The sequence below is a fragment of the Longimicrobium sp. genome (assembly GCF_036399255.1).
GTDB lineage: Bacteria > Gemmatimonadota > Gemmatimonadetes > Longimicrobiales > Longimicrobiaceae > Longimicrobium.
The window spans coordinates 91,039-104,552 of the sequence record NZ_DASWNM010000081.1; the positions used below are offsets into that span (position 1 = coordinate 91,039).

Annotated in this window: 12 protein-coding genes; 7 read left to right on the forward strand and 5 right to left on the reverse strand. The window is 71.0% G+C overall.

Annotated features, from left to right (window positions below; all coding sequences use genetic code 11):
- Nucleotides 1-13: 13 nt before the first annotated feature.
- Nucleotides 14-931 (forward strand): hypothetical protein, encoded by a 918-nt coding sequence (locus VGC13_RS14240; RefSeq protein WP_331125924.1) that lies wholly within the window; start codon nt 14-16, stop codon nt 929-931.
- A gap of 28 nt (nt 932-959) precedes the next feature.
- Entirely contained in the window at nt 960-5,279 is a 4,320-nt protein-coding gene (locus VGC13_RS14245; RefSeq protein WP_331125925.1) for a hypothetical protein, read from the forward strand.
- 376 nt (nt 5,280-5,655) lie between these two features.
- On the opposite strand, the gene VGC13_RS14250 is transcribed toward VGC13_RS14245, so the two are convergent.
- The 3 genes from VGC13_RS14250 to VGC13_RS14260 all read right to left on the reverse strand — a co-directional run bounded on the left by VGC13_RS14250 (nt 5,656) and on the right by VGC13_RS14260 (nt 8,845).
- Nucleotides 5,656-6,384 carry a DUF1963 domain-containing protein gene (locus VGC13_RS14250; protein WP_331125926.1) on the reverse strand — a complete coding sequence of 243 codons (729 nt, stop codon included), beginning with the start codon at nt 6,382-6,384 and terminating at the stop codon, nt 5,656-5,658.
- 261 nt (nt 6,385-6,645) lie between these two features.
- The gene (locus tag VGC13_RS14255) at nt 6,646-7,902 is read right to left on the reverse strand and encodes an ABC transporter permease (RefSeq protein ID WP_331125927.1); all 1,257 of its coding nucleotides are present in this window, start codon (nt 7,900-7,902) and stop codon (nt 6,646-6,648) included.
- A complete protein-coding gene (locus tag VGC13_RS14260) occupies nt 7,895-8,845 on the reverse strand; it encodes an ABC transporter ATP-binding protein (protein ID WP_331125928.1) in 951 nt (316 codons plus the stop codon). The genes VGC13_RS14255 and VGC13_RS14260 overlap by 8 nt, the downstream gene beginning before the upstream one ends.
- A gap of 561 nt (nt 8,846-9,406) precedes the next feature.
- Between VGC13_RS14260 and VGC13_RS14265 the strand changes: the two genes are divergently transcribed.
- The 5 genes from VGC13_RS14265 (at nt 9,407) to VGC13_RS14285 (ending at nt 11,927) form a co-directional block, all read left to right on the forward strand.
- Entirely contained in the window at nt 9,407-9,850 is a 444-nt protein-coding gene (locus VGC13_RS14265) for a GatB/YqeY domain-containing protein (protein WP_331125929.1), read from the forward strand.
- A 213-nt stretch (nt 9,851-10,063) separates the two neighbouring features.
- A complete protein-coding gene (locus tag VGC13_RS14270; protein ID WP_331125930.1) occupies nt 10,064-10,531 on the forward strand; it encodes a hypothetical protein in 468 nt (155 codons plus the stop codon).
- A 9-nt stretch (nt 10,532-10,540) separates the two neighbouring features.
- The gene (locus VGC13_RS14275) at nt 10,541-10,783 is read left to right on the forward strand and encodes a hypothetical protein (RefSeq protein WP_331125931.1); all 243 of its coding nucleotides are present in this window, start codon (nt 10,541-10,543) and stop codon (nt 10,781-10,783) included.
- Between the two features lie 326 nt (nt 10,784-11,109).
- Entirely contained in the window at nt 11,110-11,685 is a 576-nt protein-coding gene (locus VGC13_RS14280; protein ID WP_331125932.1) for a hypothetical protein, read from the forward strand.
- Between the two features lie 89 nt (nt 11,686-11,774).
- Entirely contained in the window at nt 11,775-11,927 is a 153-nt protein-coding gene (locus tag VGC13_RS14285; RefSeq protein ID WP_331125933.1) for a hypothetical protein, read from the forward strand.
- Between the two features lie 63 nt (nt 11,928-11,990).
- On the opposite strand, the gene VGC13_RS14290 is transcribed toward VGC13_RS14285, so the two are convergent.
- On the reverse strand, nt 11,991-12,305 hold the full coding sequence (locus VGC13_RS14290; RefSeq protein ID WP_331125934.1) for a hypothetical protein: 315 nt from the start codon (nt 12,303-12,305) through the stop codon (nt 11,991-11,993).
- Nucleotides 12,306-12,501: 196 nt separating this feature from the next.
- Nucleotides 12,502-13,185, reverse strand: a complete 684-nt coding sequence (locus VGC13_RS14295) for a metal-dependent transcriptional regulator (protein WP_331125935.1) — start codon at nt 13,183-13,185, stop codon at nt 12,502-12,504.
- Nucleotides 13,186-13,514 lie beyond the last annotated feature (329 nt).

Here is a 13,514-nt window from a genome sequence, read left to right on the forward strand (position 1 = left end):
GCGGAGAACTTCCATGAGCGACGTTCCCTTTCCTCCTCCCCCGGTTCCCGACGGCCCCATGGCTCCCATCTCCCCGGGCGCGCCCGGCGACGGAACGGCGGCCGGGCGTGCCATGCCGGTTTTCAAGCGCCTGCGCCGCGGCCGCATCGAGACCGTTCCGCACGAGCGCTACGGCTTTCCCTCGGTGGACGTGTACGAGCTGGCCTCGTTCGACGCCGTCACCTCGGCGGACGAGCGGAGCGACGTGTCGTCGGTGCAGTTCTACGTCTATCACCAGACCGACGCCACGGCCCGGGCCACGGACGGGAACGGCAACGTCGCCAACGTGAGCGTCGAGACGCGCGAAGACCGCTGGCACATCCCCTTCGAGCAGGCGCTGCGCATGGCGGGGGTGGAGTACAACGACGACACGCACCTGGGCGACGTGGTGGTGGACTTCTGGAGCGCCCTGTTCTCCCCTCCCAGCGACCCGTTCGACGAGACCAGCTACGGGGTGTCGCCCTGGCTGGAGCGCAACGTGGGCGACCGGCGCACGGTGGGCTCCATGCGCCCCGGCACCGCCGGCGGCGAGTGGGACGACCTCAAGCTGCGCTTTCGCCCCCGCAAGACCCTCAACTGGCCGGCGCCGGTGCTGTCGGCAGCCGATCGCTTCCCGGAAGAGCCGGGGCTGCGGATGGCGCTGGAGGCCCTGGTGACCTATCGCAAGGGCGACGAGGACGGGGCGTGGGACCAGGCGCTCAGCATCCACGACCGGCTGGAGCAGATGCGGCGCGAGTGGGGAAGCAACGGAAAGGAGGACGTCCCGGCCCGTGGCGCGCAGCCGGGGGCTCCGCCGTGCGTGGAGGTGCTGCAGCTGGATCTGAGCACCGTGGGGCTGCGGCTGCTGGACGGCGGCCCCGAAGAGGTGGCCGTGATGGTCCTGCTGCGCTGATGCGTCCTCGCCCCCTGCCGCCACGCCCATGATCCTCGCCGACCGCTGGGACGGCACCGGCGTCCCCTTCCAGGGCGACCGCACCCTGCGCCTGCTGGCCATTCCGGCCGGCGCGCGCATCGTTTCCGCGCGCGCCCGGGTGCGGCCGGCCAGCGCCGACGCCGCCGCGCCCTTCGTGGAGCGGCTGTCGCTGGAGCCGGGGGCCGCCCCCGGCACGTCGGCGGCGGCGGTGGCGCAGGGAAGCGCGGTGGAGGTGGACCTGCGCGGGCGAAGGCTGCTGCACGCCGTGGAGGGGACGGCGCTGGACGGCGCCCGCCTGGCCGTGGACCCCGGCGGCGGCATCTTCGTTCCCGTGGCGCTAAACGGCACGCTGGGGGGACCGCCGGGGGACGCGTTCAGCCTGTCCGTGGAGGGCGGCGTCGCGTCGCTTCCCGGCGTGGCCGCCACGCGCATGCGCCTGTGGCACGACCAGGGCGATCCGCCGCGGGTGACGGGCGTCCGGGTGCGCGGCGCCCCCGCCGGGCTTACGCTGCGCGTGGGCGGCCAGCCCGCGTTCTGGGCCCACCCCGCGGAGCTGACGGACGAGGCGGTTACGCCGGACTTCGCGCCGCTGCTGGCCGCGTGGCTGGCGGAGCAGGGAACGGCCGGGAACGGCTACACGGCGGTGCCCCTCGTCCTGCACACCGACACCCTCGCCCGCGTGGAGGTGGTCGTCGAGGTGGAGGTGCTGCTGCAGGCGACGCTGCTCCCCGGCGGCATGCCCGAGGCCACGCTCCCCTTCGACCTTTCCTCCCTGGCCGTGCCGCCCCGCGGCGCCGGCGCATCGGGCGACTTCGTGGCGCGGCTCCCCGCGGGCGCCGCCGTCGTGCCGGGGCAGACGCGCATCCGCGTCCGCGGCGCCTTCGCCGAGACGCGTGCCGTGCCGGGGCGCGGCCCCACCGGCGTCATCGACCCCGAGGCGGCAAAGGGCCGGGCGCTCGTCTCGCCCACCTTTTCCCAGGCGCAGGAGGTGCCCCCCGGCGCCGGCGCGGTGATCGTGGGGGTGGACCTGCTGCTGCGCCCCGTCACCCGCGCCGCCGTGCTGCAGGTGGACCTGCGCGGCGACGCCGGCGGCCGCCCCGACCGCGAGTCGCTCCTTCCGCAGACCGCGCGCGTGGCCATTCGCGAGGGGGCGGAGCCCGGCGGCGCCGTGTGGGCCGGTGCGCGCTTCGAAGCCCCGCTCACGGTGGACCCGTGCCGCCGCTACTGGCTGGTGCTGCAGGCCGTGGAGGGCGAGGCCGAGTGGGTGGCGTACCGCGCCGGCACCGAGGCCGCCCGGCGGCTGGAGCTGGCCGGCGGCCGCGCCTGTCCTCCCGCCGCCCCCGCCGACGCGCCCCCCCTGCAGCACAGCGACGACGGCGGCGCCTCGTGGCGGTCCGGCGGCGCGCTCCTGGCGCTGTACCGCCTGCGCTCCCTTCCCGCGCGCTACGAGGTGCCGCTGCAGGTGGAGGTGGGCGACGGGCTGCACGCCACGCGCGTGGGCCTGGACCGCTTCGCTCCGCTGGCCCGGGTGGACTTCACGGTGGATGACGCCGCGCTGGCGGACGCCGTGACCCGCCACGCGCGCGGCGGCCCGGACGGGTGCGCGCCCGGCGAGGCGCTGGCGGACGGCGGGTTCGAGGCGTGGACGGTGGAGGGGGAGGGGATGGACGTGCCCGTGGCCCTTGCCGGCGTGGGACCGGCGCCGCGGCGGGTGGCCGTGTCGCCCGACGGGCGCTGGGCGTACGTGCTGGCCGGCGGCGGCGGCGCGCCCCTGCTGCTGCGCGTGGACGTCCCCGCCGACGCCGTGGTGGCGCAGGTGGCGCTGGACCCCGCCCTCCCGCTCTCCCTCTCCACGCACGACACGTGCGCCCTGGTGGTGCACCCCGACGGCTCGCGCGCCTTCGTGGTCGCGGCGAGCCGCGCGGCCCCGCCCTCGCTGCTGGTGCAGCCGGTGGACCTGGAGCAGGGGCGCGCCGCCGGCCCCGCGCGCATCCTGCCGCCGGACCCGGACTTCGTGCTCCTTCCCGGCCCGGGGGCGTCCCCTCCCCCCGTCCACGCCGCCATCTCGCCGGACGGCGGCACGCTCTGGGTGGCCGGCGGGGAGGGCCTGGCCGCGCTGGACGTGGACGCGCTTGGGGACGCGGGGGGCGCGGTGCGCATCCTTTCCGTCCACCCGTTCCCGGACGAGCGGGTGGCGTGCATCGCCGTCTCGCCGGACGGCGCGCGGCTGTGCGTGGGCACGGCGGCGGCGGGGAAGGCGAAACCGGGAGCGGGGGCGGGGACGACGGTGGGGCCGGTGTTCGACCGCGGGCGGCTGCACCTGCTGGACGTGGCGGGGGGCGGCGCGGTGCAGGTGGAGCTTCCCGCGCTTCCCCGCGACGTGGCGGTGACGCCGGATGGCGGGCGCGCGGTGGTGGCGCTGGCTTCCGGCGCCGTGCTGGTGGAGCTGGACCGGCTGGCCGTGATCGCCACGCGCGCCCGGCAGGCCGTGGCGCCGGGCTCCGTGGTGGTGGACCCGGACGGGCTGCGCGCCTACCTGGGCGTCGCGGGCGCCGTAGCCGTGCTGGAGCTGGACCGCAACGCCCTGCTTCCCGGCACGCCGCTGGGTGTGGCGGGCACCCCCGCCGTGCTGGCCGTGACCCCGCAGGGCGACCGCCTGTACGCCGTCACGGGGGCGGGGGCGCGGGCCTTTCCCTTGGGTACGCGCCGCCTGTCGGTGTGGACGGCCGAGTCGGGGCGCATGGAGGTGGGCCCGCCCACCGCCGGCGGCCCGCGCAGCGTCATCCTGCGCGGGGGGGGCGCGGACGGGCCGGCCCCCGCCGTCCTGCTGCAGTCGGTGGCGGTTTCCCCCGCCTGCCGCTACGTCTTTTCGTTCGGCGCGCTGGCCTCGCGCGGGTCCGGCGCCTCGGCGGAGCTGCTGTGGGTGGGCGCCCGGGGCGAGCCGATCGACGCCTGGCCGGTGCCCATGGCCGAAGGCGAGCTCCCCCCCGCGGACGCCGCGCCGCCGCCGCTGCGCCCGCACCGCCGCGTGGTGGTGCCCCCGGCCGGCTCCGCGCGGGTGGAGGTGCGCTTTCGGGTGCCCGTGGGCGTGGCGCGGATCGCCGCCGCCTCGCTGGCCGTTTCGCCGGACCTGCTGGTGAACGGCGACCTGCGCCTTCCCCTGCTGGGCGAAGACGGCGGGTGGACGGTGGAGCCGGAGGCGCGCGCGGCGGTCGCCCGCGCGCTCGGCCCCGGCGGAACGCGCGTCACCGGGGTGGGGCCCGGCACGGCGGAAGTGGTGCAGGAGGCGGATGTCCGTCCCGGCGTCCCCCTCCGCCTGCGGATGGAGGGCCGCGGCCTGGCCGCGCCCGACGGCGCCGTGCCGTGGCTGCGCGTGTCGTGGATCGACGCCGGGGGGCGCGAGACCGGCACCGCCGCGGCCCTCGCCGTCCACCCCGACGACTTCAGCGCCCACGTGCTGCGCCTGGACCCGCCGGCCGGCGCCGTACGGGCGCGCGTCGCGCTGCTGGTTCCGCCCCGCGCCGCCGTGCAGGCGGAGCGGCTGACCCTGGTCCCCGCCCCCGAGGTGGACGTCCCCGTCCGCTTCATCGCCAGCGCCCCCGGCGAGCTGACCGTGACGGACGCGCGCATCGTCTACGACCTGGGCGCGGCGGGTGGCGTGGCCGCGGGGGTGGATACGGCCGGATCGGCGGCTCCGGCGGCGGGGCCGCCGCCCTCCTCCGCGCCCGCACCCGGCACGCCCCCCGCGGCGGGCGGCGGTTCGGGGGGAGATGATGACGTCTGCTGCGGTGACGACGGCGCGGCGCCCACCGCTCCGGCAACGGGCCAGCCTTCCCGGGCCGCGCAGCCGCGGACGCGCACCGTCCCCATCGCCGCGCCCCGCGCCACGTCGTCGACCCGCTGGGAGCTTCCCCGGGACACCCGCGCGCCGGCCGCCGTGATCCCTCTCCCGGACGCCCCGCCTCTCACCTCGCCCGTCGTGCCGCCGCCCCCGGCCGAGGATGCGACGGCGCCCCCGACGGAGAAAGAGGTGACGCCGCCGACGACGGAGGAAGAGGCGACACCGCCCTCAACTGAAGAGGGGGTGATCACGCGGCCGCCCGATGATCTGGAGTCGACTCGGGTGCCCCTGCTCCCGGTGCGCGAGGTCGCCGGCGTGGGTGAGGTGCGCGAAGAGCGTTTTGCGCGCGAGGGGATCGTGACCGCCTGGGACCTCGCCGCCGCCGGTCCCGAGCGGGTGGTGCGCGCCGATCCGTCGCTGTCCATCAAGCAGGCCCAGTCCCTGATCGTCGCGGCCGCCGAGCTCGTCTCGCTGTCGAACACGTAGCCCTGGCGCCCTGTCGGGGAGGACCGTTCGCCTCGGCCGGCCGGGGGCGTCAAGCGGGACGGAGATCCGCCGCTGCGCCCAGATCCTGAAAAAGAATCATCGTACAGAGGAACAGAGTCAGACAGAGGCAGCGAAATCATGCTTCCTCTGTTTGACTCTGTTCCTCTGTACCCCAAAGGCGTTGTTTTCCCGGATCCAGTACCAGGCTCTCCGCAGGATCTTCCGGCGGCGGCATGGGGGCGGGGGATATGTCCTGGGCCTCACGGCTGAACGGATTCGGTGGATGAACAGGGCGGCCCCGCTCCCTCGCACGAGGGGCGGGGCCGTCCGCATTCAGGTGGTTCCGCGCAGGGTGGGGCGTCTGGCGAGGACCCGATCAGGAGCAGGCCCACCCAAAGGCGAGTCGGCTGCGGTGCCGCGGGCACTGCGTGATGTGGCCGACGCCGACGTCTCCGAACATGTAGGGGATGTTCTGTTCCGAATCGACCTGGAAGAGCAGCTCCATCCGCTCTCCACAGTCCGGACAGTCGGGGTACTCCACCCCCTGCACCCACAACGGCCAGCCCAGCAGCTTTTCGCCGCCGAGCGGGAACCCCGCGTCACTCAACTCGTCGCTTTCCTCGTCAGAGAGCGTCAGCCCCCTGTCCCCCGTCTCCTCCCAGTTGGGATAATCCGGGCTCTCCGCCCAGTCGACGATGCGCTTCCCGGGGAACGTCTCCGGTTCCGCGACGGCTGCCGTGCCGCCCCCCAGGTCGTCGCGCGCGACCAGGCGAACGAGGGCCGTCGGGGAGAAGGGCGCCCATGGCTCCGCATCCACCACGCACGCCCCGTCGTCGCTCGTGCAGTAGAAGAACTGCAGGAGCCCGCCTTCGAGCGCCTGTGCGGCCGGCTGCGGCAGGTCGCGCGCGTTGAGCTGAACGAAGAACTGCATCGGCTGGCCGCAGCCGCCGCAGGCGGGCCACGTCTCGCCGGGCCGCAGCCAGGGTGCTCCGCCCAACCGGGAGCCGTCGGCCGGGCCTTCCCCGTCCACCACCTCCGGGATCCAGGCGCTTCGCCGGTGCGGCGCCAGCTTCTCGCGCACCGTGGGGTTGTCGATGTCGGACATGGCGTGATCAAGAAGGGGGGAAGATGATCCTGGCGCCCGGCCAGTGTATGCCCGGCGCCCGGCTCCAGCAAGCAGTCGGACTCGACGGACGCCACGCATGAATCCGGCGGATCCTGCACGAGAAAACTCTGCTGACTCTGCTGACTCTGTGTGAGGCCAGTCCGTCGTCAGCAGAACGCCGTGATCCCGGTAGCAACGCGGCGAGGGGCGCACCGGATGCTCCGGCGCGCCCCTCGTACTTTCATCGAACCGCCTGTGTCGCTACGCGGCGCGCAGCCAGCGGCCCAGCTCGCGCAGCGAGGGCTTGGTCCCCGTGCTCAGGATGCCGACGCGGTAGATCTTGCCCGCCAGCCACGCCACCACGAACACCGTCACCAGCACGCCGGCCAGCGACGCGCCGATCTGCCAGCCCGGCAGCGAGGTGGCCGTCAGCCGCATGGGCATGGCCACCGGCGCGGTAAAGGGGATCAGCCCCAGCACCGTGGCCGCGGTGCCCAGCGGGTCGCCGATGATCTGCCCCATGAACACCACGGGCACGATGAGCGGCAGGAACACCACCGTCTGGTACTGCTGCGCCTCCTGCTCGCTGTTCACCGCCGCGCCCAGGGCCGCGAACAGGGCCGCGTACAGAAAAAAGCCCAGGACGAAGAACGCGATCAGCGGCACCGCCACGCCCCATCCCAACCCCAGCGACTTCAGCGCGTCCGGCGGAATGCCGATGCGCGAGCCCAGCCGCGCGGCCACCACGCTCAGCGCCACCCAGATGGCCACCTGCAGCATGGCCACCGCGCCCACGCCCAGGATCTTGCCCAGCATCAGGTGGCTGGCCTTCATGGAGCTTACGATCACCTCCACGATGCGGTTGGTCTTTTCCTCCAGCACGCTTCGCATCACGTTGAAGCCGTACAGAAAGACCAGGAAGTAGACCACGAACCCCACGAAGTAGCTCAGGAAGAACGCCGACTCCGCGTCGCCCGCCTTTTCGCCGTCCTTTGTTACGCGCGCCGCGTTCACCTCCACCGGCCGCATCAGCGCCGCCACCTCGCCCACGTTCAGCCCCTGCCCCTGCAGCCGCGCCGCCTGCACCGACTGGCTCACCGCGCGGCGCAGGTCCCCCGCCACCTGGAAGTTCGACACGTTGCGCGCCCGGTACTCCACCGCGTTGGTCTGCACCACGCTGGCGGGCAGGTACACGTAGCCGTCGATCTCCTTTTCCAGCACCTGGCGGTTCAGCTCCGCGCGGCGGCCGGCGAATGGCCCCGCCACCTTCCGCACCGTGTAGTTCGACGCCTCGCCGTCCTCGTCCGGGCGGGTGAGCGCCGCCACCACCTGGTCGCCCACGCCGGCGGGCGCCTCGTCCACCACCACCAGCGTGCGCGCGTCGTTGCCGCCCATCATGGACGGAAGAATGGTGATGCCGCCCATGAACAGCGGCAGGATCAGCGTGCCGATCCAGAACCCCTTGGTGCGTACGCGCTCGAAGAACTCGCGCTTCAGGATGATCGCGGTTTCAGACATGGGCCACCTCGGGACGGCGGTGCGCGGTGGCGGCGTCGCCCACGCGGGATACGAAGATCTCGTGCAGCGAAGGCTGCTCGTGCTCGAAGCGGGAAAGCGGCACGTCCAGCCGGTTCAGCTCGTCCAGCAGCGCCCGCGGGTCCCCGCCGGCCAGCTCCAGCCGCCACCCTTCGCCGTGCCGCTCGGCCCGGCCGTGGCGCGACGCGGCCATCCAGCGGTCTACGGACTCCGACGGCCCCTCGAACTCCACGCGGTAGCGGGTGCCGCGGTGGGCGCGCCGCACGTCGCGCAGCCGTCCGTCCAGCACCTTGCTCCCTCCCGCGATGATGCAGACGTGCTCGCACAGCTCCTCGGCCGCGGCCATGTTGTGCGTGCTGAACAGCACCGTGCGGCCGCGGCGCTGCCAGTCCAGGATAGTGTCCTGCAGGACTTCCTGGTTCACCGGGTCCAGCCCGGAGTGCGGCTCGTCCAGGATCAGCAGCTCCGGGTCGTGCACCACCGTGGTGATGAACTGCACCTTCTGCTGCATCCCCTTGCTGAGCGTCTCGACCTTGGCGTTGCGCCACTCGCCCAGCCCCATCCGCTCGATCCAGCGGTCGCCCTCGCGGCGGGCGTCGCGCGCCTGCATCCCCTTGAGCTCGCCAAAGAAGACGATCACGTCCGTGACCTTCATCTTTCGGTACAGCCCCCGCTCCTCGGGAAGAAAGCCGATGCGGCGCAGCACCGAGCGGTCGCGCTCCGGGTCGGCGCCCAGCAGCTGGATGGTGCCCGCGTCGCGGATGATGATGTTCATCACCATCCGCAGCGTGGTGCTCTTGCCGGCCCCGTTGGGGCCAAGGATGCCGTAGATGGTGCCCGCGGGCACCGCCAGGCTCAGGTTCTTTACGGCGGCGTGGCTGGCGTAGCTCTTGGAGACGCCGTCCAGCAGGAGTGCGTGGCTCATGCGCTTTCAGGGGGATGGGACAACCACGATCCGCCGGTTCCGGCGGCCGTGTGGAGGCGTGCGCGGCGTGGTACGTCGGGAGCGCCCGGCGGGTTTCGCCCGGTGCTGGAATTTTAGCGGGCCGTCCGGCGCGGCGGAAGTGGATGGATCGTGGACGGCCGGTGAGACATGGCGGACGGTCGGTATCGGCCGATGGACGGAATGACGGGTGGCGGATCGGTGATCGGATGGCGGACCGATAATGGGATGGTGGATCGGATGATGGGATGGTGATCGGATTGATGGGATGGGGGATCGGACGATGGGATGGCGGATCGGAAGATGGGATGGTGGATCGGAAGATGGGATGGTGGATCGGATGATGGAATGAGTGGATAGGACAATGGGATGGTAGATCGGATGGTGGCAGGGCAGGGGATGAGATCGCGCGGTGGTGATGGCGAGCCGGGACTTCGGATGAGACAGCGGCGGACGTGCACGGTCCAGTTGAGGCGGAGCGCCGCGCACGGTAGATTGGGGGCTTCGCATCCAACGCCCTGATTTCAACCGGACACGCCGACCATGCCGGACCCGTCGCTCATGGAGCAGCTTCGCGCCGACCTCACCACGGCGCGCAAGGACCGCGACAAGCTGCGCACCACCACGCTCAGCACCTTTCTCTCCGAGGTCAAGAATCGAGAGATCGAGCAGGGTCGTGCCGTTTCGGACGACGACGTGCGCGGCCTGCTGACCACCGCCATCAAGCGCCGCCGCGAGGCGTCGGAGCAGATGCGCGCCGGCAGCCGCGCCGAGCTGGCGGAGAAGGAAGACCAGGAGGCCGCGCTGCTGCAGGCCTACCTGCCCCCCGCCCTGGGCGAGGACGAGGTGGTTGCCATGATCCGCGACGCCGTCGCCGGCGGCGCCTCGGACGTGGGCGGCGTGATGAAGGCCGTGATGCCGCATACTCGCGGCCGCTTCGACGGCAAGGAGCTCAACCGCCTGGTCCGCGAGGCCCTGGCCGGCTGAGGCGAACGAGTGCTGCGCACCTTGCGCAACACTCTGTCTACTTGTAAGATCATTTCGTATCGTCCCGTGACTTGACGCTGCCCGTATCGAACCCGGCCACCTATGCCGTCCCGTTCTCTGCGCAAGTGGCAAATGACCGCCGGGCGGGCACTGAATGAGATGGAGGCGGCACGGCTCACGGTCCGGGGTTCCGGTCGCGGCCGCCGGATTGCCATGCAGCAGATGAACCAGGCATACGTGGTACTCCTCCTGTCTCAATTTCAACTCTTCTGCCGTGACCTGCACGAAGAGTGTGTGGAGTACCTCGTGCGACAGCTGGCGGTACAGCCGTATCATGGAATTCTGAACATGCGCTTCATGGAAGGCCGAAAGCTGGATTCCGGAAATCCCAACCCAGGTAACATCGGCTCCGATTTCGGCCGGCTGGGTGTGAAAGTATGGCCGGAGTTGCGGCAGCTGGGCACGCGTGGACAGATGCACCATCGAGCACTGGAGATGCTGAACCACTGGCGCAACGCCATTGCCCATCAGGATTTCCGGAATCCCGAGCTTCGCGGACGCACCACGATCCAGCGCACGCAGCTCAGGCGCTGGCGAAGCGCGTGCAACCGCCTCGTGGTAGACATGGACAAAGTGATGCACGCATATTTGTCGAACCTCACGGGAGCTGCGCCCTGGTAAGGAAGAACGATGAGCAGCAGACCGAGGAAGAGCCGGCCACAGCGTCTGCGCGTGGGAACGCGTGTGCGATATCTGCTTCCCGCCGGGTTCCTGAATGCAGTCGTCATCGAGGACCGTGGGTTGATTCTCAGGGACGATCAGCAGGTCGTGCGCATTCGCACGATCGATGAGCCTGACTTTCCCGACGAGTTCGACACACCGGTTCGCCTGCTGGAAATCGTAGAGTCGTTGGACGACGAACTCGCGGCCTGAGCTGATTCGGGAGTTGGCGGAGGTAGAAGACCAGGAGGCCGCGCTGCTGCAGGCCTACCTGCCCCCGCGCTGGGCGAGGACGAGGTGGTCGCCATGATCCGCGAAGCGTCGCCGCCGGAGCCTCGGACGTGGGCGGCGCGATGAAGGCCGTGATGCCGCATACCCGCGGCCGCTTCGACGGCAAGGAGCTCAACCGCCTGGTCCGCGAGGCCCTGGCCGGCTGAGGGGGAACGAGTGCTGCGCACCTTGCGCAACACTCTGTCTACTTGTAAGATCCTTTGGATATCTCCTGTGCAGAACCAAGTGCCGTGCTCGGACAGGCTCGTATGTCGCGTTCGCTTCGAAGGTGGCAGTCCCGCAACCGCAGGGCTCTCGATGGAATCGAGGTTGCCTACCAGCTTGCCAGTAGCACGATGCCGCGCCGGGGGCCGGTCGCAGAGCAGATCAAGCAGGCGTACGTAGTGCTGCTCTCGTCGTGGTTTCAGGCGTTCTGCCGTGATCTGCACACGGAGTGCATCGAGCACCTGACCGCCACGATCTCGCATCCAGCCGTCCGCATGATTGTGCGGCAACGAATGATGGAAGCGCGGAAGCTCGAAACCGGCAATCCGAACCCGGGTAACCTTGGCGCTGATTTCGGCCGACTCGGAATTGAACTTTGGCCGGTGCTTCTCGCGCGTGATCACCAGGCCAGGGCACGACAGGAGGCGCTGGGTAAGCTGAACCGCTGGCGCAACGCTGTGGCGCACCAGGATTTCTCCAGTGCGTTTCTTCAAGGACGGAAACGGGTTCGGCTAAGGGAAGTTCGGGAGTGGCGGCAGGTATGTGAATCTCTGGCAGTAGATTTTGAGCGGGTGATGTACGATCATTTGCTATCCGCGACAGGAACTCGACCGTGGTAGACAGGGAGGCCGAGATGGGTGGGCGACGCAGACAATTGATCACGGTGCCGGTCGGGACACGTGTCCTGGTCCCGTTTCCCAGTCACAAGATGACAGCTGAGGTAATCGAGCACCGTGGCTTCATCGGCGTGGGTGGCCGAGAGATGGTGCGCATTCGGCCGGAGGGATTGAAGGACGATGAAGGTGCTTTCGACGTGCCCATCGACGAGATCGAGATCGTCGCCGAGCAGCGCGTCGCCTGACGAACAGAGGCCGTCCACCCCCGCGGGTGGACGGCCTCTCTCGTTCCGGCGGACGGCGGAGCGTCAGCCGAGCATGTCCTCGACCGCGTCGAGCACGGGGCCGCGGGCCTGGTTGGCGGACTCGTAGGCCTGGATGCGCAGCAGGGTGCCGCGGTCAAGGTCTGCGTCGCGCAGCCAGTCAAGCAGGGTGTCGCGGTCCATGCCGTCGTAGCCCAGCACGGGCTCCTGCCCGCCCATCGAAAACCCGCCCTCCTCGTCGTCGTCGTCGCCAAAGGGCACGGCGGGCCGCAGCCACCGTCGCCGCGCCGAGTCGCGAAAGGCGACCGCCACCACCCCCACCGCCGCCACGCCGATCAGCAACTTCAAAGTTCTGCGCATCAGTCTGTTTTCCCGGTTCGCGACACGTCCTCAGTACGGTGGGCGGAGCAAAAGACCGGCCAGAGGGGAAAGGTGACAGGGGACAGGTTACAGGGGACAGCCTGCGGGTCGCGGTGCAGACGGCGGACGCGGCGCGGATCCGCTGGCTGTAACCTATTCCCTATTCCCTATTCCCTATTCCCTATTCCCTATTCCCTCAGTTGCTCTCCTCCGGGCGCACGCGGATGCGCTGGGCCAGGGAGTGCGAGATCACCGCGGGGGCGCCGTTGATGGAGAGTGAGATGGGGCCCTCGAACGGAAACTTCTCCACCACCTCCACCTGTGCGCCGGGGCGCAGGTTCAGCGAGCCCAGGTAGCGCAGCTGCTCCGGCTCCTGCACCTGCACCTCCAGGATGCGCCGCCGCTCGCCGGGGGACAGGTCGCCCAGGGCGGGGTAGGCGCCGCGGTCCACCTCGCCGGTGGCGGTGGGGATGGCGCTGCCGTGCGGGTCGCGCTCCGGCTCGCCCATCAGCCGCGCCAGCCGCTCGATCAGCTCGTCGCTGGCCGCGTGCTCCAGCCGCTCGGCCTCGTCGTGCACGCGGTCCCACTCGTAGCCCAGCTTTTCGACCAGGAACAGCTCCAGCACGCGGTGCCGCCGGATAATGCGCAGCGCCGCCAGCTCACCGGGGGCCGTAAGGCTTACGCCGTAGTACGGCTCGTGGCGCAGCAGGTCGTGCTCGGCCAGCCGCTTGACCATGGCCGTCACCGCCGCCGCCGTCAGCCCCAGCCGCTCCGCGATGCGCGACGTAGAGACCGGCGACTCCACCTGCTGCAGCATCCAGACGGCCTTGAGGTAGTCCTCGACGACAGGCGTGTACGGGCGCTCGGATATGGTGGTCATGGTCCGTAGGTTCAGCGATTCGCTCCACTCTGTCAAGACTGGGAGGGGACAGGTTACAGGGTACAGGGAACAGTTCGCCCTGGGAAAAAAGCCGTTTGGGCGTGTCCCTCCGCTGCGCTCCGGGCCGGGCTGCGCGCGCCGTAGGCAACGATACAACTGTTGCCAACGGCGCCGAGCCCCCGGCGCGCACCATCCTCTGCGCGTTTCCGCCGCGCCCGTGCATGCGCGCCGTGTTCTCGGCCCTGCGGGCGCGCATCCCTCACGCGATCGTATCCATCACACCCCTTCACCCCTTCACCCCTTCACCCCTTCACCCCTTCACCCCTTCA